This is a genomic window from Lysobacter antibioticus (assembly GCF_001442535.1).
In the GTDB taxonomy this organism is placed as follows: domain Bacteria; phylum Pseudomonadota; class Gammaproteobacteria; order Xanthomonadales; family Xanthomonadaceae; genus Lysobacter; species Lysobacter antibioticus.
The window spans coordinates 3,560,080-3,580,427 of the sequence record NZ_CP013141.1 but is presented as its reverse complement, the minus strand read 5'-3'; the positions used below and the strand labels follow the sequence as shown (position 1 = coordinate 3,580,427).

General features: G+C 69.2%; 20 protein-coding genes. 10 read left to right on the top strand and 10 right to left on the bottom strand.

Annotated elements, in window-relative coordinates; translation table 11 throughout:
• Positions 1 to 78: 78 nt before the first annotated feature.
• The 7 genes from GLA29479_RS14425 to GLA29479_RS14395 all read right to left on the bottom strand — a co-directional run bounded on the left by GLA29479_RS14425 (position 79) and on the right by GLA29479_RS14395 (position 5,708).
• The gene (locus GLA29479_RS14425) at positions 79 to 1,044 is read right to left on the bottom strand and encodes an NAD-dependent epimerase/dehydratase family protein (protein ID WP_057972004.1); all 966 of its coding nucleotides are present in this window, start codon (positions 1,042 to 1,044) and stop codon (positions 79 to 81) included.
• Positions 1,041 to 1,502, bottom strand: coding sequence for a hypothetical protein (locus GLA29479_RS14420; protein ID WP_057972003.1), 462 nt, complete (start codon positions 1,500 to 1,502; stop codon positions 1,041 to 1,043). Before GLA29479_RS14420 ends, GLA29479_RS14425 begins: the two co-directional genes overlap by 4 nt.
• A 108-nt stretch (positions 1,503 to 1,610) precedes the next feature.
• Positions 1,611 to 2,042: a hypothetical protein gene (locus GLA29479_RS14415; protein ID WP_057972002.1), complete on the bottom strand. Its 432-nt coding sequence runs from the start codon at positions 2,040 to 2,042 to the stop codon at positions 1,611 to 1,613.
• A 350-nt stretch (positions 2,043 to 2,392) separates the two neighbouring features.
• The gene (locus GLA29479_RS14410; RefSeq protein WP_057916203.1) at positions 2,393 to 3,310 is read right to left on the bottom strand and encodes a ParB/RepB/Spo0J family partition protein; all 918 of its coding nucleotides are present in this window, start codon (positions 3,308 to 3,310) and stop codon (positions 2,393 to 2,395) included.
• On the bottom strand, positions 3,307 to 4,125 hold the full coding sequence (locus GLA29479_RS14405) for a ParA family protein (protein WP_057916204.1): 819 nt from the start codon (positions 4,123 to 4,125) through the stop codon (positions 3,307 to 3,309). Before GLA29479_RS14405 ends, GLA29479_RS14410 begins: the two co-directional genes overlap by 4 nt.
• Positions 4,126 to 4,197: 72 nt before the next feature.
• Entirely contained in the window at positions 4,198 to 4,911 is a 714-nt protein-coding gene (gene rsmG, locus GLA29479_RS14400; protein ID WP_057972001.1) for a 16S rRNA (guanine(527)-N(7))-methyltransferase RsmG, read from the bottom strand.
• Positions 4,912 to 5,096: 185 nt separating this feature from the next.
• Complete coding sequence (locus GLA29479_RS14395; RefSeq protein WP_082638687.1) at positions 5,097 to 5,708, bottom strand: 4'-phosphopantetheinyl transferase family protein; 612 nt, start codon at positions 5,706 to 5,708, stop codon at positions 5,097 to 5,099.
• A 282-nt stretch (positions 5,709 to 5,990) separates the two neighbouring features.
• Between GLA29479_RS14395 and GLA29479_RS14390 the strand changes: the two genes are divergently transcribed.
• Positions 5,991 to 7,301 carry an AMP-binding protein gene (locus tag GLA29479_RS14390; RefSeq protein WP_057973209.1) on the top strand — a complete coding sequence of 437 codons (1,311 nt, stop codon included), beginning with the start codon at positions 5,991 to 5,993 and terminating at the stop codon, positions 7,299 to 7,301.
• 337 nt (positions 7,302 to 7,638) lie between these two features.
• Positions 7,639 to 7,914 (top strand): GlsB/YeaQ/YmgE family stress response membrane protein, encoded by a 276-nt coding sequence (locus GLA29479_RS14385; protein WP_031370668.1) that lies wholly within the window; start codon positions 7,639 to 7,641, stop codon positions 7,912 to 7,914.
• Between the two features lie 341 nt (positions 7,915 to 8,255).
• On the opposite strand, the gene xth is transcribed toward GLA29479_RS14385, so the two are convergent.
• From xth to GLA29479_RS14370, 3 genes are read right to left on the bottom strand one after another with little or no spacing between them, the layout of a single operon-like run.
• A complete protein-coding gene (xth, locus tag GLA29479_RS14380; RefSeq protein WP_057971999.1) occupies positions 8,256 to 9,023 on the bottom strand; it encodes an exodeoxyribonuclease III in 768 nt (255 codons plus the stop codon).
• Between the two features lie 16 nt (positions 9,024 to 9,039).
• Positions 9,040 to 10,377, bottom strand: coding sequence for a hypothetical protein (locus GLA29479_RS14375; protein ID WP_144436528.1), 1,338 nt, complete (start codon positions 10,375 to 10,377; stop codon positions 9,040 to 9,042).
• Positions 10,378 to 10,429: 52 nt separating this feature from the next.
• Positions 10,430 to 11,857 (bottom strand): coniferyl aldehyde dehydrogenase, encoded by a 1,428-nt coding sequence (locus tag GLA29479_RS14370; protein WP_057971997.1) that lies wholly within the window; start codon positions 11,855 to 11,857, stop codon positions 10,430 to 10,432.
• Between the two features lie 199 nt (positions 11,858 to 12,056).
• Between GLA29479_RS14370 and GLA29479_RS14365 the strand changes: the two genes are divergently transcribed.
• The 8 genes from GLA29479_RS14365 to GLA29479_RS14330 all read left to right on the top strand — a co-directional run bounded on the left by GLA29479_RS14365 (position 12,057) and on the right by GLA29479_RS14330 (position 20,152).
• Positions 12,057 to 12,599: a gamma carbonic anhydrase family protein gene (locus GLA29479_RS14365; protein WP_057916209.1), complete on the top strand. Its 543-nt coding sequence runs from the start codon at positions 12,057 to 12,059 to the stop codon at positions 12,597 to 12,599.
• Positions 12,600 to 12,664: 65 nt separating this feature from the next.
• Complete coding sequence (locus GLA29479_RS14360) at positions 12,665 to 13,168, top strand: RDD family protein (RefSeq protein ID WP_057971996.1); 504 nt, start codon at positions 12,665 to 12,667, stop codon at positions 13,166 to 13,168.
• Complete coding sequence (locus tag GLA29479_RS14355; RefSeq protein ID WP_057971995.1) at positions 13,168 to 13,851, top strand: RDD family protein; 684 nt, start codon at positions 13,168 to 13,170, stop codon at positions 13,849 to 13,851. Before GLA29479_RS14360 ends, GLA29479_RS14355 begins: the two co-directional genes overlap by 1 nt.
• Positions 13,848 to 14,864: a stage II sporulation protein M gene (locus GLA29479_RS14350; protein ID WP_057971994.1), complete on the top strand. Its 1,017-nt coding sequence runs from the start codon at positions 13,848 to 13,850 to the stop codon at positions 14,862 to 14,864. The genes GLA29479_RS14355 and GLA29479_RS14350 overlap by 4 nt, the downstream gene beginning before the upstream one ends.
• Entirely contained in the window at positions 14,861 to 16,555 is a 1,695-nt protein-coding gene (locus GLA29479_RS14345) for a DUF4129 domain-containing protein (protein ID WP_057971993.1), read from the top strand. Before GLA29479_RS14350 ends, GLA29479_RS14345 begins: the two co-directional genes overlap by 4 nt.
• A complete protein-coding gene (locus GLA29479_RS14340) occupies positions 16,552 to 17,778 on the top strand; it encodes a DUF4350 domain-containing protein (protein WP_144436527.1) in 1,227 nt (408 codons plus the stop codon). The genes GLA29479_RS14345 and GLA29479_RS14340 overlap by 4 nt, the downstream gene beginning before the upstream one ends.
• On the top strand, positions 17,775 to 18,764 hold the full coding sequence (locus tag GLA29479_RS14335; RefSeq protein WP_036147966.1) for an AAA family ATPase: 990 nt from the start codon (positions 17,775 to 17,777) through the stop codon (positions 18,762 to 18,764). The genes GLA29479_RS14340 and GLA29479_RS14335 overlap by 4 nt, the downstream gene beginning before the upstream one ends.
• Positions 18,761 to 20,152 (top strand): DUF58 domain-containing protein, encoded by a 1,392-nt coding sequence (locus GLA29479_RS14330; RefSeq protein ID WP_082638684.1) that lies wholly within the window; start codon positions 18,761 to 18,763, stop codon positions 20,150 to 20,152. The genes GLA29479_RS14335 and GLA29479_RS14330 overlap by 4 nt, the downstream gene beginning before the upstream one ends.
• Positions 20,153 to 20,348: the final 196 nt, after the last annotated feature.

The following is a 20,348-nucleotide window of genomic DNA, read 5'->3' as shown; positions in this document are numbered from 1 at the left end:
CGGATCTTCACATCGTCACGGTGCCGCCGGGAAGCGCCGGTCCGGCCGGCCGCGGCCGCGCCACAACCGGCGATGGGCTCAGGCGCGGTCGCCGAAATAGCTGCGGCACCAGTCGACCACCCGCGGCAGGCCGAGCTCGATCGCGGTGCTCGGCTTGAAGCCGAACGCCGCCTGGGCGCGGCGGGTGTCGGCCATGGTTTCGATCATGTCACCCGGCTGCATCGGCTTGTAGACCTTCTCGGCGTTGCGGCCGGCGGCTTCCTCGATAACCGCGATGAAGCGTTCGAGTTCGACCGGGGTGTGGTTGCCCAGATTGAACACCCGATGCGGCGGGTCCTGCTCGGAGGGGTGTGCGAGCGCGCCGAGTACGCCGGCGACGATGTCGTCGATGTAGGTGAAGTCGCGGCGCATCTTGCCGTGGTTGAACACCTCGATCGGGCTCCCGACCAGGACCGCGCGCGAGAACAGCAACGGCGCCATGTCGGGGCGGCCCCAAGGGCCGTAGACGGTGAAGAAGCGCAGGCCGGTCGCGTGCAGGCCGTACAGGTGGGCGTAGGTATGCGCCATCAACTCGTTGGCGGCCTTGGTCGCCGCGTACAGCGAGCGCGGCTGGTCGATGCGCTGGTCTTCGGAGAACGGCGGCGTCGCCGAATCGCCGTACACCGAGGAGGAGCTGGCGTAGACCAGATGGCGCACGTCGCGGTGCCGGCACAGCTCGAGCAGATTGACGAAGCCGGCCAGGTTGCTGTCGACGTAAGCGTGCGGATGGGTCAACGAGTAACGCACGCCGGCCTGGGCGGCGAGATGGATCACGCGCTCGGGCCGGACCTCGTCGAACAGCGCGGCCAGGCCGTCGCGATCGCCGAGGTCGATCGCGCGGATATCGACGTCCGGGCACAGCGCGGCGACGCGGTCGCGCTTGAGTTGCGGGTCGTAGTAGTCGTTGTAGTTGTCGAGGCCGACCACCGCCTGGCCTTGCGCGCGCAGGGCGCGGCAGACGTAGGCGCCGATGAAGCCGGCTGCGCCGGTGACGAGGATGGTCATTCGAATTGGACCCGGCTGAGGATGCGGAGACTATCGTCGAGTTCGGAGAAACTGCGTGCGTTGATCCAGATATGCACCGTTCTCGCGTACGCGCGCTTGGGGGTGGGCAAGACGATCAAGGTTTCTCTCGCATAAGGGTTGCGAGGCCTGTCGTCACGGCTGCGATGCCTGTTTGCCGCGTACCAAAGCACCGGAAACCTGCCGACACGGCCGATTTCGCCGCCGGGCCGGGGGCGTCTGTCGAAGCCCGAAAAATTTCCGAGGTAAACGCTGAAGGCCGCTTCGCGATCAGGATCGTTCTGATCGATCGGGCCGCGTCCGGCGTAGCAAAGCTCGAAATCCGGGCCTTGCTGATGGAGCCAACGCAAGCCGCTGGCGGGAGGCAGCGGCGGACAGACCGCTCTGGCTGCCGTCGCCCAGGCATCGGCCGGAATCGCCAGCGCGAGCAGCAACGACAATGCAGCAGATCGGATCATGCGGGCCTAGGGCGATGGCGGGCGGTCATTATCCGCTCGCTCCGCGGCGCGCGCATGGCGCGCGTGCCGCGGTCGCGAGTTTCGTTGCGCTCAGTTCACCGCGATCTGCTTCGACAGGCCGAAGGCCTCGTCGAGTTGTTCCTGGCTGCTCGCATCGATCCAGACATAGACCTTGACCTTGCTCTTGGGCTTGGCGCCCGGCAGGTTGATCTGGGTTTCGCGCGAATACGGCCGCGCGTTGTTGACGGTGGCCTTCTTGAACCAGGTCACCGCCTGGGTGCCGACCGTGCCCTTCTCGGCGCGGGCCTTCTTGCCCGGCTTGAAGCTGCGCTGGCCGAGGTACACGCCCAGGCCCGAGCCGGCGCCGAGGCTCGACGGCAGTTCGAGGTAGCAGATGGTGTAGTTGGCGCCCTGGCGCTCGCCCCATTTCAGGCTGGGGTCGCTGAGTTCGGGGCAGGTGCCCGACTGTGCGAAGGCCAGGGCCGGTGCCAGCAACAAGGTGGCGGCGGCAATCCATTTCATACGAATCTCCTTTCGGTGGTGTCGGTATTGGCGGTCGAACGGCGGGCGCTCGAACGGCGGTGCGATGCGGCCGGCCAAGATGGACGGAGCATTTTAGTGGATCGATCCGGCCCTGCCGCCGTAAAGCGTCACAGGACGGCCCCGGCTCGTCCCCGCAGGCTATGCCGGACGAATCGAGCCCGTGCTCAGCTTGCCGCGGCGCAGCCAGGGGCGCGGCATGGGCTCAAAGGGTAGGAGCGGCGTGAGCCGCGACCGCGAACCCGCCGGTCCGATGCGAGCGTCGAGGTCTCGGGGCCTCGCCGAAGTCGGGCCGGACGCCGCTTGTGCGGCAGTGTGCCGGTAGTCGCCGCTTACGCCTCGACCTTGCCGCGCAGCCGTTCCAGCACGCCTTCGAGCGAATCCAGGTCGGTGTAGTGGATGACCAGGCGGCCCTTGCCGCCGCGGCCGTGCAGCACGTTGACCTTGGTGCTCAGCGATTCCGACAGCTCGCGCTCCAGGGTGACGATGTCGGCCTGCGGCTTGGCCTTGGCCGGCTTGGGCTTGCCCGATACCGGCACCTTGCCGGCGGCGAGCTGCTGCACGCGGTGTTCGACATCGCGCACCGACCACTGGTTTTCGGCGGCCTGGCGGGCCAGCGCGATCGCCGCCTGCGGGGCCAGCGTCAGCAGGGCGCGCGCATGGCCCATCTCGAGGGCGCGGGTTTCGACCAGGATGCGGATCTCGCTCGGCAGTTCGAGCAGGCGCAGCAGGTTGGACACCGCCGCGCGCGAACGGCCGACCGCTTCGGCGGCCTGGGCGTGGGTGAGGTCGAATTCGTCGATCAGCCGTTGCAACGCGGTGGCTTCTTCGAGCGGATTGAGGTCTTCGCGCTGGATGTTCTCGATCAGCGCCATCGCGACCACGGTGCGGTCGTCGACTTCGCGGATCACCACCGGGATCACGTCGAGCCCGGCCAGGCGCGAGGCGCGCCAGCGGCGCTCGCCGGCGATGATCTCGTAGGTCTTGCCGCCCTTCTCGCCGATCTCGCGCACCACGATGGGCTGGATCACGCCCTGGGCCTTGATCGACTCGGCCAGCTCGGCGAGCTTGTCCTCGTCCCAGTGCTTGCGCGGCTGGTACTTGCCGGGGCTCAGCGAGTCGACCGGCAGGTTGCGCAACAGATCGCCGGGCTGGGCTTCGACCAGGGTCGGCGCTTCGGCGGCGGCCTTGGGGCCGAGCAGGGCTTCGAGGCCGCGGCCGAGGCCGCGCTTCTTGGCAGGGTGACTCATGCCGGGGTCTCCGCAGTGACGGCGCGCGCGGCGGTCTTGGCGGCCTGGTCGCGTTCGCGCTGGCGACGCAGCACCTCGCCGGCCAGGCCCAGATAAGCGATGCCGCCGCGGCTGGCCTTGTCGTAGCCGACGATGCTCTGGCCGTGGCTCGGGGCCTCGGCCAGGCGCACGTTGCGCGGCACGATGGTCCGGAACACGCGGTCGCCGAAGTGATTGGTGAGTTCGGCCGAAACCGCGTTGGCCAGGTTGTTGCGCACGTCGAACATGGTGCGCAATACGCCTTCGATTTCGAGTGAAGGATTGAGGTTGGCCTTGAGCGCCTCGATCGTGTCGACCAGCGCGCTGAGGCCTTCCAGTGCGTAGTACTCGCACTGCATCGGCACGATGATCGAGTCGGCTGCGGTCAGCGCGTTCAGGGTCAGCAACGACAGCGCCGGCGGGCAGTCGATGATGATGAAGTCGTAGTTGCCGCGCAGCGGCGCCAGCGCGCGCTTGAGCCGCTGCTCGCGCGCGTCCTGGCCCATCAGGGTGATCTCGGCCGCGGTCAGGTCGATGTTGCCGGGCAGCAGGTCGAAGTCTTCGGGCGCGCGCACGATGGTCGCGGCGGCGTCGGCTTCGCCGAGCAGGACATCGCAGACCGAGTCCTCGAGCTGGCGCTTGTCGATGCCGCTGCCCATGGTCGCGTTGCCCTGCGGGTCCAGGTCGACGAGCAGGACGCGCTTGGGCGTGCGCGCGAGCGCGGCGGCGAGGTTGACCGCGGTGGTGGTCTTGCCGACCCCGCCTTTCTGGTTGGCGACGGCGATGATGCGGGCCATGCGGCTCGTCCCCTGCGGTAACGGTGAGATGACATGAAGGAGGACGGCGCCTGGCGCCGGCCGGACTGGGGATTATGCCCCAGGGCGGGAGTCGGGGAGGGGCCGGGGATCAGGAAGCGTCGGGGCATCGCCGCTGCGCCCGACCACGACCATATGCCGCTCGGCGGCCAGGCCGGGCACCCGCATCGGTTCGACCGAGCGCAGGCTCCAGCCGGCCGGCAGGGCGGCGATCTCCTCGTCCGGGCGTACGCCCTTCATCGCCAACAGCACGCCGCCGGGCTTGAGCAGGTGGCCGCCGAGTTCGAGGATCAGCGGCAGGGTCGCCAGGGCGCGCGCGGTGATCGCGTCGTAGGCGCCGGGCTCGGCGAAGGCCTCGATTCGCGACTCGGCCACGCGCGCATCCTTCAGGCCCAGCTGGCGCAAGGCTTCGCGCATGAAGCGGGCCTTCTTGCCGTTGCTCTCGACCAGGGTCACGCGCAGGCCGGGTTTGACGATGGCCAGCGGAATGCCGGGCAGGCCGGCGCCGGTGCCCAGGTCGGCCAGGGCGCCGCCGCGGCCGGCGAGTTCCTCGACGTAGGGGTGCATGGCCAGCGAGTCGAGCAGGTGCTTGCCGACCATCTCGTGCGGGTCGCGCACGGCGGTCAGGTTGTAGGTGCGGTTCCAGCGCGCGAGCAGGGCCAGGTAGTCCAGCAGGGGCGCGGCCAGGGCCGGATCGAGGGCGAGCGCGGACAGGCCGGCTTCGAGCTCGCTGCGCAGCCCGGGCGGTAGGGAGACGGGGGTATTCATCGACGACAGTATCGCCGATGGGCCGAGTCGGGCGCAGCCATGAGCGGTCAGCGCACGCCTGGGTCGGGTCGCTTGCGGGTAGAAGCGGCGTGCTACTGGATTTCCTGCGGTCCCGAGCCGCGAGCGTCATCGCACCGACGACGAAACCCGAGGTCGCGGCTTCGATGCCGATCATTCCGCGCCGCTTATTCCGCCAACGGCCGCCATGCCAACGCGCCCAGATACCCCGGGGCCGGCTCGATCTCGCGCAAGGTCCACTGCTCCGCCCGGCCCAAGGCCGGATCGCATTCGACCAGGCGCAGCTTGTCGTCGCGTTCTTCGAAACGCAGCTTGTCGAGGCCGAACGACAGCCCGTGGCCATGCGCCTTGAGCACCGCTTCCTTGGCGCACCACAGGCGCAGGAAGGCGCGGTCGCGATCGGGGTGCGCGCGCAGCCAGTCGGATTCGCGATCGGTGAAAAAACGCGCCGACACTTCCAACGCGCGCGGCCGCCGTTGCAGGCGCTCCAGGTCGACGCCGACCCGGGCCTGCAGGGCCAGCGCGACCAGCAGGCGTTCGCCGCTGTGGCTCCAATTGCAGTCGTAGCGATCGTGCGGCGGATCCAGGTGCGGACGCTGGCGGCCGTCGCGGGTCAGCGACAAGGCCGGATCGCCGAGCTGCCCGGCCAGCCATTCGCGCGCTTCCGGTTCGGCCGGTCGGCCGTGCCGGTGCGGCAGCCAGGTCCAGCGCACACCGTGGCCGTCGGAGCGTTCCGAATACGTATCGACTGACGAAGGTGAACGGCCGGACAGGGACATGAACAGGTGTGCTTTGGCCTCCGATAGGCCGGTCAGCGTAAGCTAAACCCCGGGGTACGGGTTCTTGGCGACGGCACAGCGCGGGGGCGCGGTGCGATCGCATCGAAAGGCCGCGAGGGTCCGAAGGGACCGTCAGCTGCCGATCAGGCGGGCCCGGGCAAGTTGCAACACATTGGAAGCGGCCCTCAGGTCGCGGGAAATCTATTGATGTCAGCGGTTATCGATCCGAGCCTTGTTCCGTTCAGCCAGGATCCTGCGTCGCCCGGCGGCGAGTCGTTCGCGCTGGTCGCGGGCGCGCCCGGGCGCGCCTTGGCGTTCGGCCCCGACGGCGTCGTCGACCGCGCGAGTTTCGAGGCCGAAGTGCGGGCGCTCGCGGCGACGCTGCCGGCGGCGCAATACGCGGTCAACCTGTGCGAAAACCGCTATCGCTTCCTGGTCGCCCTGTGCGCGGTGGCCTTGCGCGGGCAAGGCAATCTGCTGCCGCCTTCGCGCGCGCCGGCGGTGGTCGACGATGTGCTCGCGCGTTATCCCGACAGCTACTGCATCGGCGATCTCGCCCTCGATCCGCTGCCGCCGCGTTATCTGCGCTTGCCGACCGAACTGCCGCGCGACGCCGGCGAGGCATTGACCGCGCAGACCGCCGCCTTGCTCGCGATCGGTTTCACCTCCGGCAGCACCGGCCAGCCCAAGCCCAATGCCAAGACCTGGCAGGCCTTTCGCACCAGCACCGCGCAGAACCTCATCGCACTGGGCGACTTGTTGCGTGCCGACGAGGTCACTTATCTGGTCGCGACGGTGCCGCCGCAGCACATGTACGGCATGGAAATGTCGGTGTTGCTGCCCTTGCTCGGCCCGGTCGCGGTGCACGCAAATCGGCCGTTTTTCCCGGGCGATGTCGCGCTTGCGCTCGCCGATGCGCCGACCCCGCCCTTGCTGGTGACCACGCCGGTGCATCTGCGCGCGCTGGTCGAATCCGGCGTCGAATTGCCGCCGCTGGCCGGCATCGTCTCGGCGACCGCACCGCTGCCGGTCGAACTCGCGGTGGCGGCGGAAACGCGCTACGGCTGCGAAGTGCGCGAAGTGTTCGGCTCGACCGAGACCTGCGTGTTCGCCCGCCGCCGCACCGCGCGCGAGGCCGCGTGGACGCCGTTGCCGGGCGTGCGCATCTGCCCGCAACCCGACGGCACCGCCATCCATGCGCCGCATCTGGCCGAGCCGGTGGTGCTCGCCGATCTGATGGAAGTCGAGGCCGACGGGCGTTTCGTGGTGCGCGGACGCGCCGCGGACCTGTTGGAGATCGCCGGCAAGCGCGCCTCGCTCGGCGACCTCACCCGCAAGCTGCTCGCGATCGAAGGCGTGCTCGACGGCGCCATGTTCCAGCTCGATGCCGCCGACGCCTTCGGCGTGCGCCGCATCGCCGCCCTGGTGGTCGCGCCCACGCTCGACGAAGCGTCGATCCTGCAGGCCCTGCGCCAGAGCATCGACCCGGTGTTCCTGCCGCGTCCGTTGCGCCGCGTCGACGCCTTGCCGCGCAACGAAACCGGAAAGCTGCCGCGCCACGCGGTCGAGGCGATGCTCCGCGACGCCGAGTGATCGCGCTGCAAGACGCCGCGGCGCGAATGCGAAAACCTTCATGCCGGCTTCGCGCGGAGCCGATGCGGGCCATGCCGGATCGATACCGACCATCGGCGAATCGCGACGTTCATCGGGAGAAGCGCAACGCCGCTGCCGTAGCCCTGTGAACCATACCCAGGCGCAGTGTGCTTTTTGCCTTGTAGTGCAGCGTTTTCTTCACATTCCTAAGTGCGGTTTCTGACGTCGCCGTCACGTGCGCCGATTCATGCTGCAACTGCCCCCGAACGAGGGACAGCGATTCGCACCATGCGCATCGTGTCGCCTTGGGCTCATCAGAATCGCTAGGAGAACGCACATGCTCGGTATCATCATTTGGCTGGTAGTAGGCGGCATCATCGGTTGGATCGCCAGCATGATCATGAAGACCGATGGTCAGCAGGGTCTCTTCCTCAACATCATCGTCGGCATCGTCGGCGCGTTCCTCGGCGGTTGGCTGGGCGGCGTGCTCGGCATCGGCGCCGGCACCATCAACAGCGGTGCGTTCAGCCTGTCCGGATTGTTGCTGTCGCTGGTCGGCGCGATCGTTCTGCTCGCGATCGTGAACCTGTTCCGTCGTGGACGCGTGCGTTAAGCGCTGCGCGTTGCCGCAATAAAAAAAGCCCGGCTTCGGCCGGGCTTTTTTGTTGTGGCGGGAGTGGGGAATCGTGAGCGGCGACGTCGAAGCGAATGCTTGCAACAGCGCACAAGCCTCTTATGCTTTTCCCGATTCCCGATTCCCGATTCCCGATTCCCGATTCCCGATTCCCGATTCCCGATTCCCGATTCCCGATTCCCGATTCCCGATTCCCGATTCCCGATTCCCGATTCCCGATTCCCGATTCCCGATTCCCGATTCCCGATTCCCGATTCCCGATTCCCGATTCCCGATTCCCGATTCCCGATTCCCGATTCCCGATTCCCGATTCCCGGCCCTCAGGCCAACTCCACCCAGGCCGGGGCGTGATCGCTGGGGCGGTCCCAGGTGCGCGGTTCGCGGTCGATGCCGGCAGCGATGCAGCGGGCGCGCAGCGAGTCGGAGATCAGGGTCAGGTCGATGCGCAGGCCGAGGTTGCGGCGGAAGCCGGCCTGGCGGTAGTCCCACCACGAGAACTGGCCTTCTTCCTGGCTATGCAGGCGGTAGGCGTCGTGCAGGCCGAGGGCTTGCAGGCGCTGCAGGGCTTCGCGCTCGGCGGTCGAGGTCAGGATGTGGTGTTCGTTCCACACCGAAGGGTCGTGGGTGTCGCGCGCTTCCGGTGCGATGTTGAAATCGCCGAGCACGATCAGGTCCGGATACTGCGCGAGTTCGTTCTGCAGCCAGGCGTGCGCGGCGTCGAGCCAGCGCAGTTTGTAGGCGTACTTGTCGGTGCCGACGTCCTGGCCGTTGACCACGTACAGATTGACGATGCGCAGGCCGGCGACGGTGGCGGCGATGACGCGCTTTTGCTCGTCGTCGAAACCGGGGATGCCGATCTGCACGTCGCTGGCGCTTTCGCGCGAAAGGATGGCGACGCCGTTGTAGGTCTTCTGCCCGGCGAACACGCTGCGGTAACCGGCGCCGACCAGCGCGGTGTCCGGGAAGCGCGTGTCCTCGAGCTTGGTTTCCTGCAGCGCGACGATGTCGGGAGCGAACGTGCCGAGCCACTGTTCCAGATGCGGCAGGCGCACGTTGAGCGAGTTGACGTTCCAGCTGACGATTTTCATGGCGGCAAGTGTAGCCTCAGCGCCGCTCGCTGTCGGCGTCGGCGGTCTCGCTGGTGCCGGCGCGGTGATGGTTCGCGTCCCCGCCGTCGGCGGTCTTTCCGGTCTGGGCCAAGCCGTCGGGCGGGCACAGGGCCTGATGGATGCGCGTCGCGGCGGCGATGCGCGCGGCCGAGTCTGCGACCGTCGGCTGGCGTTCGGATTCGCTGAGTTCGAAGACCGCGCAGGGTTTGCGCGCATGCTCGGAGCGGCGCGGGTCGGCACCGGCCTCGCGCAGGGCGTCGACCAGTTCCGCCGGCACCGCCGGGTCCGGGCCGCGGTCGAGCAGTTCGGACAATTCATAGCTCAGGTGCGACAACGCATCCGCGCCCTCGCTTCGTCCCTCGCTCAACATCGCCGCGAACTCCGGGTCGGCGGCGGTGAGTTGCTGCAGCATCGGCTTGGAGCGCACCGCGCGCAGGGCGAGATCGCGCTGTTCCTCGCTGAAGCCGAAACCCGCCTGCAGCCATGCGCGCAGGCCGGCGTCGTGCCAGCGCTTGAGCACGGTGTCGGCCGGTTCGCGCGCGGCGCTGCAAGTGCCGGTGTCGCCGCGGTAGTCGGACGCGAGCAGCGGGATGCGCGCGGCATCGGGCTGTTCCAGGGTGCGGCGCCACAGGCCGGCCCAGCGCGGGAACAGCGCGGGCTCGTCGCGTTCGCTCAGGTAATGCAGCAGCACTAACAGCGTCGCTTGCTTGTCCTGGCGCGGCCAGGCGCCGTCGACGATGGCCGCGGCGGCTTCGAGCAGGTCGGCGCTCGGCAGGGCTTCGCCGTAGGCGTGGTCGTCGAACCATAGCCAGCGTTCGAAGGTGTAGGTGGCGCCGCCGCCGAGCGCGCACAGCGCTTTCGGCGCGCTGAAGCCGTCGGGCAAGGCCAGCAGCGCTTTGCGGATGCGGGCGTGGTCGTGGCTGCGCACGGTCGCGACGAACTCGGCGTAGCGCGCCTTCTTGTCTTCGAAGGCCTGGGTACGGCGCGCATGGACCAGGTGCAGGCTGAGCGGCAGCGCGAGCACCGCGATGACCGCGCCGATCGTCACGCCGAGCAGGGCCTGGCCGATGCGCCGGCTCAGGCCGCCCCAGATCAACACCGGCAAAGGCACCAGCAAGGCGACGATGGCGCCGGTCAGGACGGCGTCGGAGTAATCCCAGACATCGGTCGCTTCGGTGCCGCGGGTCAGCACCACCCAGATCAGCCAGGCGAGGGCGGCGAGCGGATACGCCGCCAGCGCGACCCAGAACACCGTGCGGTTGCTGCGGGGCCCGGTCGGCCCCGGCGATGAGGGCGGCAGGTCGTTCGATGCGGGGGGTGTTGAGCCGGCCATGGCGTGCGATCCGTTGTGGGCTCCGACCCGGCATGGGTCGGAGCGAGGCTGGCTATTTCGCCAGCCAGCGGATCATCGCATCGATCTTGCCGCGGTACGGCGGCTTGAGCAGGTCGCTGGCGGCAAGGCGGCGCTGATGGAACACCGGCAGCAGCTTGCTGAAGGTGTCGAAGCCGTTGCGGCCGTGGATGGCGCCGATGCCGCTCGGGCCGATGCCGCCGAACGGCAGGTCGTGGGCGCCGAAATGCAGCAGGGTGTCGTTGACGGTGACGCCGCCGGCCAGGGTCTGGGCGAGGATCCGCTCGATCTGGGCACGGTCGTGACCGAACGGATACAACGCGAGCGGCCGGTCGAGCGCGTTGATGCGGGCGATGGCTTCGTCGAGCGTGCGGTAGGACAGCACCGGCAGGATCGGCCCGAAAATCTCGTGCTGCATGACCTGGGCGTCGGCGCCGGGCTCGATCACCAGCGCCGGCGGAAAAATGCGTTCGGCCACGCGCTGTTCGCGCGGCGCGCTGTCGGCGAAGGGCTCGACCACCTCCAGGCCGCGCGCGCGGGCGTCGTCGAGATAGCCCGACAGGCGCGCGAACTGGCTGGCGTTGATGATGCGGGTGTAGTCCTGCGGCGCGACCAGGTCGCCGTAGCGCGCTTTCAGTTGCTTGAGCAGGGCCGCGACCAACTCGTCGCGGCGTGCCGCATCGACCAGCACGTAGTCGACGCCGATGCAGGTCTGGCCGGCGTTGAACCATTTGCCGCTGGCGATGCGCGCGGCGGCGCGTTCGATCGGGTAGTCGGCGCAGATCAGCGCCGGCGCCTTGCCGCCGAGTTCCAGGGTCACCGGGGTGAGGTTAGGCGCGGCCGCGGCCATGACCTTGCGCCCGACCGCGGTCGAGCCGGTGAACAGCAGGTGGTCGAACGGCAGCGCCGAGAACGCCGCGCCGATCTCGGGGCCGCCGAGCGCGACCGCGACGCGGTCCTCGGGGAACACCTCGGCGAGCAGGTCGCGCAAGAACTGGGCGGTGCGCGGCGTGTGTTCGGATGGCTTCAGATAAACGTGGTTGCCGGCGGCGATGGCCGAGACCAGCGGCACCAGGGCCAGGTTCACCGGGTAATTCCAGGGCGAGAGGATGCCGACCACACCGACCGGTTCCGGGCGGATCTCGGCGCGCGCCGGCCAGAAGCGCCAGCCGACCGCGGCCCGGCGCGGCCGCATCCACCCGCGCAGATGGCTCAGGGCGTGATCGATCTCGGCCAGGGTGATCATCGCCTCCGAGAGCAGGTTCTCGTGGCTGGAGCGATGGCCGAAATCGGCGCGGATCGCCGCGTCCATCGCCGCGCTGCGGGCGCGGAAGGCGTCGCGCAGCCGCAACAGGTCGGCGCGGCGTTGCGCGTAATCGGGCTTGCGCGTCTGCCAGGCGGCGCGCAGGCGCTCGCGGGTGGCGGCGAGTTCGGTCGGGGCGGTGTCGGCGATCGTATCCATACGCCGCAGTCTAGTCGGGTTGGGGCGCTCAGCGTGCGGGCGGCAGGGGACAGCCGAGGGGGGCGGATCGGCCGAAGCGTGTTGGCGGGTTCGCACGGCGCATCCGCTTGCCGTACCGCATGTGGCGGCTGCGTATCGTCGGCGCACCGGCGACGTCCGGCGCGCCGTGTCCGGGCCCGCGAGCGCCTACAATGCGCGCATGAGCCTACGTCCTTATCTCGACAAATTTCCCGTCCTCGGCGAGCGCGTCTACGTCGACCCGGCCGCGACCGTGATCGGCGAGGTCGACCTCGGCGACGACGTCTCGATCTGGCCCGGCTGCGTGGTCCGCGGCGACGTCAATTCGATCTCGATCGGCGCGCGCACCAACGTCCAGGACGGCACCATCGTCCACGTCACCCACGAAGGCCCCTACACCCGTCCCGGCGGCCTGCCGACGGTCATCGCCAACGACGTCACCATCGGCCACGGCGCCATCGTCCATGCCTGCACGATCGACGAGTTCGCCCTGATCGGCATGGGCGCCAAGCTGCTCGACGGCGCGCGCGTGTCGCGCTACGGCTTCGTCGCCGCCGGCGCGGTGCTTTCGCCCGGCAAGATCGTCGGCGAAGGCGAGCTGTGGGTCGGCAATCCGGCCCGCCTCGCGCGCCGCCTCAGCGACCGCGAGATCGAACAGCTGCAATACAGCGCACAGCACTATGTGCGGCTCAAGGATCGCTACCTGGGCATGCTGTCGGGCTAGTCAGGGCCGATGGCCGCGTTTACAGTCGCGGCAGGGGAAAGCAGGACTCAGGGAGTCAGGGCTACATGGAAGAAACGCAGAATCCGTACGCCGCGCCGAATGCGCCGGCGCTGCCGAATGCCGAATGGCAACAAACCGTACGCGCCGACCGCGGCATGCGCCTGGTCGCCCGCTTGATCGACGGCGGCCTGTATCTGGTGTGTTTCCTGCCGATGTTCATCGCCGTCGCGATCGATCCGGACAGCAAGGAACCCTCGGCGATCCAACTGGCCATGATGGGCCTGAGCTTCCTGCTCATGCTCGGCCTGTTCGTTTACAACATCGTTTTGCTCAACGAGAGCGGCCAGACCCTCGGCAAGCGCTGGATCGGCATCAAGATCGTGCGCACCGACGGCACCCCGGCGTCGCTCGGCCGCATTCTCGGCCTGCGCATATTCGTGATCGCCCTGATCGAGGCGATTCCCTGCCTCGGCAGTGTGTTCGCCCTGGTCAACGTGCTGTGGATCTTCGGCGAAGACAGCCTGTGCCTGCACGACCTGATGGCGGATACGAAGGTCATCAACGCCTGATGCTCGACACGTACCGCCAGGTGGTGACGCCGGAGGGCGTGGCCTTGCACCTGCGCGCGGCCGGAGCGGTGCCGCGCGCGCTGGCCTGGATGATCGACCTGGCCTTGCGCGCGGTCATCTACGTGGCCTTGTTCCGCGCCTTGGTCGGCCTGTTCGGCGAGGCCGGCAACGCCATCCTGGGCCTGGCCGTGTTCGTGATGACCTGGTTCTACCAAGTGCTGTTCGAGGTGCTCATGCAGGGCCGCACGCCCGGCAAGTGGGCGCTGGGCCTGCGCGTGGTCGCCGCCGACGGCGCCCCGGTCGGCTGGATGGCGTCGTTTACCCGCAACCTGTTGCGCGTCGTCGATGCGCTGCCGGTCTGCTACGCGGTCGGCCTGATCACCAGCCTCATTGATCCCTGGGGCCGCCGCCTCGGCGATATGGTCGCCGGCACCCTGGTCGTGCACGCCGCGCGCCAGACCGACATCCGCGCCGCCGCGGTCAGCCCGCCGCTGGCGCCGTCGATGGTGTTGCTGCCGCACGAGCAGGCCGCGGTGGTCGCGTTCGCCGAGCGCGGCCCGAACCTGACCGCGGCGCGCCAGGCCGAACTCGCCGATCTGACCGAAGCGCTGACCCAGGCCCGCGGCGAAACCGCGGTGATGCGTCTGTACGGCATCGCCAACTGGTTGCTGGGGCGGCGATGAGGCAGGAGCATTTCGTCGCCCGTCATGAGGCGGAATGGCGCGAACTCGAGCGCTGGCTGGAGATGCGCGCCTCGAGCGCACGCAACGCCCGCAGCCATCGTCGCGACTGGACCGGCCTGCGCGACGACAAGATTCCCGAGCGCCACCGTCGTCTGTGCCAGCAACTGGCGCTGGCGCGCCGGCGCGGCTACAGCGCGGTGGTCACCGACCGCCTGCAGCAACTCATGCAACGCGGCCACAGCGTGCTGTACCGGACCAAGCCGGTGCATTGGCGGCGTTCGGTCGAATACTTATTGGCCGGTTTCCCGCGCCTGGTCCGCGCCGAGTGGCGCTGCATGCTGGCTGCGGCGCTGCTGTTCTGGCTGCCGCTGATCAGCATCTTCGTCGCCATCCAGGTCCGCCCGGAGCTCGCCGCCGGCCTGTTCGACGCGCAGTCGCTGGTCCGCTTCGAGCAGATGTACGACCCGGCCAGGCCCGACAGCGCCCTGGGCCGCACCAACGAAGACGATCTGCAGATGTTCGCCCACTACATCGGCAACAACGTCGGCATCGGTTTCCAGACCTTCGCCAGCGGTCTGGTGGCGGGGCTCGGCACGGTGTTCGTGCTGATCTTCAACGGCGTGATGATCGGCGGGGTCGCCGGGCATCTGCAGGCGGTCGGCCACGGCGAGCCGTTCTGGCGCTTCGTCGCCGGCCATTCGGCGCCCGAGCTCACCGCCATCGTCATCTCCGGCGGCGCCGGCCTGCGTCTGGGCCTGAGCCTGATCGCACCCGGACAGCGCCGGCGCATCGATTCGTTGATCCATGGCGGCCGCCGCGGCGCGCTGATCTGCATCGGCGTGTTCGCGATGCTGGTGTTCGCCGCGTTCGTCGAAGCGTTCTGGTCGTCGATCGGCAGCGTGCCATCGTCGATCAAGTACGGCGTCGGCCTGGCGCTGTGGGTGCTGGTCGGCCTGTGGCTGCTGCGCGGCGGGCGTAACGCCGTCCACCGCGACGACGAAGACGCGGCATGAAGCTCGAAGCGCTGACCGTTTCGCTGCGCCCGCGCACTGCCTGGGAAGCCTGCGAGCTCGGCATGGCCCTGGTGCGCAGCCATGCCGGTGCGATCTGGAAGCCGTGGCTGCTGGTGACCTTGCCGATCCTGGTGCTGCTCAATGCCGCCGGCTGGGCCCTGGACCTGCTGTGGTTGTCGGGCCTGCTGATGTGGTGGCTCAAGCCCTGGTTCGACCGCATCCCGCTGTTCGTGATTTCGCGCGCGGTGTTCGGCGAAACCCCGAGCACGCGCCAGACCGTGCGCGCGCAACTGCGCTGGGGCGCGCGCTGGTGGCTGCCGTACCTGACCTGGCGCCGGCTCAGCCCGGCGCGGCCGTTGTACCTGCCGGTGGACCTGCTCGAAGGCGGCGACGGTGCCGAAGCGCGCCAGCGCCGTTCCGCGCTCGGCGCGCCGGTGTACGGCGTGTGCGCGTTGCTGACCCTGGTCTGCGTGCATTTCGAGTTCGCGATCATCATCGGCAGCGTGCTCGGCGGCCTGATGTTCGTGCCCTTCGATTACCTGCCCGACACCTTCAAGTCGTTGATCGAAGCCATCGGGGTCGAGCCGCAATGGCTCAGCGCCTTGTTCAACGTGCTGGCCTGGGGCGCGGTCAGCGTGATCGAGCCGTTCTACGTCGGCGCCGGTTTCGGGCTGTATCTCAACCGCCGTACCCAGATCGAAGGTTGGGACATCGAGATCGTGTTCCGCCGCCTGCGCGCGCGCCTCACCGCCGCGGCCGCGCCGATGCTGCTGGTGCTGTGCGCGATGATCGGCTTCTCGCCCGACGCTGCCGCACAAACGCCGCCGCCCGCGGCCGAGACGAGCGTCGCGGCGAGCACGGACACGCCTACGGACACAGCTACGGACTTGGGCGAGGACCTCGCCGCTGCCGGCGACAGCGAAGACGAGGAAGCGGAAGAGGAAGCGCCGACCGAGGCGCCGATCCGCGATTACGTCGACGACGCCAAGAAAGCGCGCCGCCTGCCGTCGACGCTCGGCGAGGTCTACCACGACGGCCGCAGCGACGACCGCGGCCTGCGCGATGCGGTCGCCCAGGCGATGAAGGATCCGACCGTCGCCCCCACGCGCAAGCAGAGCGTATGGAAAGCCAAGTCTGAGAGCAGCAAGAAGAAGCCCGAGGACAAGCGCGACCAAGCCATCAACGAAGGCCTGTTCAAGGGCCTCAGCAGCGGCGTGGCGGGCTTCCTGCAGGTGCTGATGTGGGGCGTGGTGGCCTTGATCGTCGTCGCCCTGCTGCTGACCGCCTCGCGTTGGCTCGGCTGGTTCCGCGACGGCGGCATCGAAGAGGACGAGGCGCCCGGCGACGTGCGTAACGCGCCGCTGCCCGAGCACGAGCCGCTGCCCGACGATATTCCGACTGCGATCCGCCGCCTGTGGCAGGCCGGCCGCAGGCGCGATGCGCTGGCCTTGATGTACCGCGCCGCGGTCGAATCGATGGCGCAACGCGCCGACATCGTATTGGTGCCGGGCGCGACCGAGGCCCAGTGCCTGCGCGCCTCGCGCAAACTGGCCTCGGCCGAGGACCGCGAGGCCTTCGCGCGCGCGGTGCGCACCTGGCAGTACGCGGCCTATGCCGAGACCCTGCCGAGCGGCGACGACTTCGACGATCTGGTCGGCCAGCTGAGCCGGCGCTTCGGGTGGGCGGCATGAACCGCGTCGGCCTGATCCTCACCGGTGCCGGCGCGGCCCTGCTGATCGTGCTGGTGCTGATCGTCGGCGCGCTGTGGCGCCGCGACTACCACAAGGTCGAGGAAACCGTTGCCGCCGCGCGCAGCGGCGAGGCCGCGAGCAACCCGCTGTACGTGCTCAAGCTCGCCCTGCAGCGCGACAAGGTCAAGGTCGTGGCGCGCCAACGCCTGCAGCTGTCGACCCACCCGCTGCAGACGCGCGACACGGTGCTGATCTACCGCGACCCGCGCACGCTGGCCGGCAGCGAAGCCGAGGCCCTGCTCGGCTGGGTCGAGCGCGGCGGTCATCTGATCGTGCGCACGCCGCCGCTGCAGGACCAGGTCGGCGATTCGCCGCTGCCGGTGCTCGATGCGCTCGGCATCACCCTGCTCGACGCCAGCGACGCCGCCGATCCGGAATACCTGCGCAACGAATGCGCCGGCCTGTACGAGCGCGGCCTGGAGCCGCAGCAGGTGTTCTGCTCGGCGCGCCGTTTCTATTTCTACAACAGCGACGCCGACCCCGTTTACGCCTGGGGCGGCGAGGACAGCGCCTACGTCTACGTGCGCTTGCCGCGCGGCAAGGGCCATGTCGACGTGCTCGCGGACCTGGATTTCCTGTCCAACCGCACCGGCACCGGCAATCCCTTGCTCGACAGCGTCGGCATCGGCGAGGACGAGATCGCCGCGCCGGCCAAGGCCGCGTTCGCGCGCCAGGTGCTGGCGCCGAACTACCGCGCCGGCACCGTGCACCTGATCTACGCGGCCGAAGTGCCGAAGCTGTGGAAGACCCTGTTGCGCGACAGCTGGATGGCCTGGTTGCCGCTGCTGCTGTGTCTGCTCGGTTGGCTGTGGCAGCGCACCCAGCGTTTCGGCCCGCTGCGCCCGGCGCCGGCGCTGGAGCGGCGTTCGCTGCTCGAACACATCGTCGCCAGCGGCGAGCACGTCTATCGCTACGGTTACGGCCCGCGCTTGTACGAATCGGCGCGCCGCGCCTTCATCGCCCGCCTGCGCCGCCGCGATCCCTACGCCGCCGCGCTCGACGGCGAGCCGCAGATCGCCCTGCTGATCGAGCGCTTCAAGGCCGATCCGGCGCCGATCGCCGCCAACGACATCCGCGACGCCCTCACTCCGCCGCCGGCACGCGACCACGCCGCGTTCCGCGCCCGCATCGCCACTTTGATCCGCATGAGAAACCGCTTATGAGCCTCGACGCCGCTCCGCTCGTCCCGATCACCGGCACCGCGCTGGCCGAACGCGCCGCCGCCGTGCGCGACGAAGTCGGCAAGGCCTTCATCGGTCAGGCCGACGTGCTCGACCAGATCCTGATCGCCCTGCTCGCCGGCGGCCACGCGCTGCTCGAAGGCGTGCCAGGGCTCGGCAAGACCCTGGTCGTGCGCGCGCTGTCCAAGGCCCTGGATTGCGGCTACGCCCGCGTCCAGTTCACCCCCGACCTGATGCCCAGCGACATCAGCGGCCATGCGGTCTACGACCCCAAGACCGAGAGCTTCAACATCCGTCGCGGCCCGGTGTTCACCAACCTGCTGCTCGCCGACGAAATCAACCGTGCCCCGGCCAAGACCCAGTCGGCGCTGCTGGAGGCGATGCAGGAGCTGCAGGTGACCATCGAAGGCCACAGCTTCGAGTTGCCGCCGCCGTTCCTGACCCTGGCTACGCAGAACCCGGTCGAACAAGAAGGCACCTATCCCTTGCCGGAGGCGCAGCTCGATCGCTTCCTGCTGAAGATCCTGATCGGCTACCCGACCCGCGCCGACGAAAAGCGCATGGTCACCGCGGTCAGCCTGGGCCGCAGCGCGTCGGACTTCGATCTGTCGCAGGTGCGGCGCGTGCTCGGCCCGGAAGAGATCGTCGCGATGCAGCAGGGCACCGCCCTGGTGCGCGTCGACGAGACGGTGATCGACTACGTCGTGCGCATCGTCGGCACCACCCGCGACTGGGCCGGCATCGCCCTCGGCGCCGGTCCGCGCGGCAGTCTTGCCCTGGTGCGCGCGGCGCGCGCGCAGGCGGTGCTGTCGGGGCGCGATTTCGTCACCCCCGACGACGTGCGCGAGATCGCCAAGCCGGCCCTGCGCCATCGCATCGCGCTCGCGCCCGAGCTGCAGATCGAAGGCCAGTCGCCCGACGACGTGTTGCAGGCGCTGTTGGCCAAGGTCGAAGCGCCCCGGCAATGAGCCGCGCCGTGCCACCGCCGTTGCCTGTCGCCGCCGCCAGCGCCGGCCTGACGGTGCCGCGCGACCGCGCCCTGCCGCGTCGCGGTTGGGCACGGCCGGCGCCGCGCTGGATCTGGCTGGCGCTGCCGTGGTCGACGCTCGGACTGGCCGCGAGCGTGGGCTGGCTGCAGGCCGCGGCCTGGCAGGTGGCGACCCTCGCCATCGTCCTGCTCGCGATCACCGATCTGCTGCGTCTGCTGTACGCGCCGACGCCGCGGGCGAAACGCAGCATGCACGACACCTGGGCGATCGGCGTCGAACGCCCGGTCACTCTCGAGTTCGAAGCCGATCGCCGGCAACGCCTGGATGCCTTCGACTTGCATCCCGGCAACTGGAGCATGCGCAACCTGCCGCGCCGGATCGACCTGCGTCGCGGCGAGAGCGCCAGCTTCGAGTACGAACTGCGCCCCGGCATGCGCGGCGATTTCCAGTTCGACGGCGTGCAACTGCGCCTGCACTCGCCGTGGGGGCTGTGGTGGCAGTCGCGTATCGGCGGCGAGATTCAGCGCGTGCGCGTGTTCCCCAACTTCGCGCCGCTGGCCAAGTTCGCGATGTTCAGCGCCGAACAGGCCTCGCGCCTGGTCGGCGCGCACGTCAAGCGCCGTCGCGGCGAAGGCACCGACTTCCATCAGATGCGCGAATACCGCGTCGGCGACAGCCTGCGCCAGATCGACTGGAAAGCGACCGCGCGTGCGCGCCGGCTGATCTCGCGCGAGTACCAGGACGAACGCAATCAACAACTGGTGCTGATGCTCGACACCGGCCGCCGCCTGATGGCGCGCGACGGCGAGCATTCGCATTTCGACCACGTGCTGGACGCGGCCCTGGTCGTGGCCTACCTGGCTTTGCGTCAGGGCGACGGCGTCGGCCTGCTCGCCAGCGGCGGCGAGAGCCGCTGGGTGCCGCCGCAGCGCGGTGTCGGCGCGATCGACAACCTGCTGCGCGCCAGCTACGCCCTGCAGCCGCAGCCGGTCGCCACCGACTTCCTCGCCGCGGCGACCGAACTCTCCCTGCGTCAGCGCCGCCGCTCGTTGGTGATGCTGGTGACCAACCTGCGCGACGAGGACATGGACGACCTGCTCGCCGCCGTGCGCATGCTGCGCGGCCGCCATCTCGTCTGCGTCGCCAGTTTGCGCGAAGGCTCGCTGGATCAGGCGCTCGCCGAAGAAGTCGCCGACCTGTCCGGCGCGATCCGCGCCGGCGCCACCGCGCAATACCTCGAACACCGCGTCGCAGCCCACGAAGCCCTGCGCAATCATGGGGTGATGGTGCTCGACGTCAGCTGCGACCAACTGGCGGCGTCGTTGGTCGAGAAGTACCTGGCGGTGAAGCGCGACGGCTTGCTTTGAGGGCCGCGCGCTGAGCTGAGCCAACAGCAACAGCAAACCCCCCACGACCGCTGCGCGGTCGTTCGCCCCCTTTGTCAAAGGGGGCAATGGCCGGGGCGTCTGAGCAAGACTGCAATCGCGACACCGCCGCTGTTCCCCCCTTGGAAAAGGGAGGGAGGGGGGATTTGCTCTGTCGCCCTTTTACCTCGACCCACCC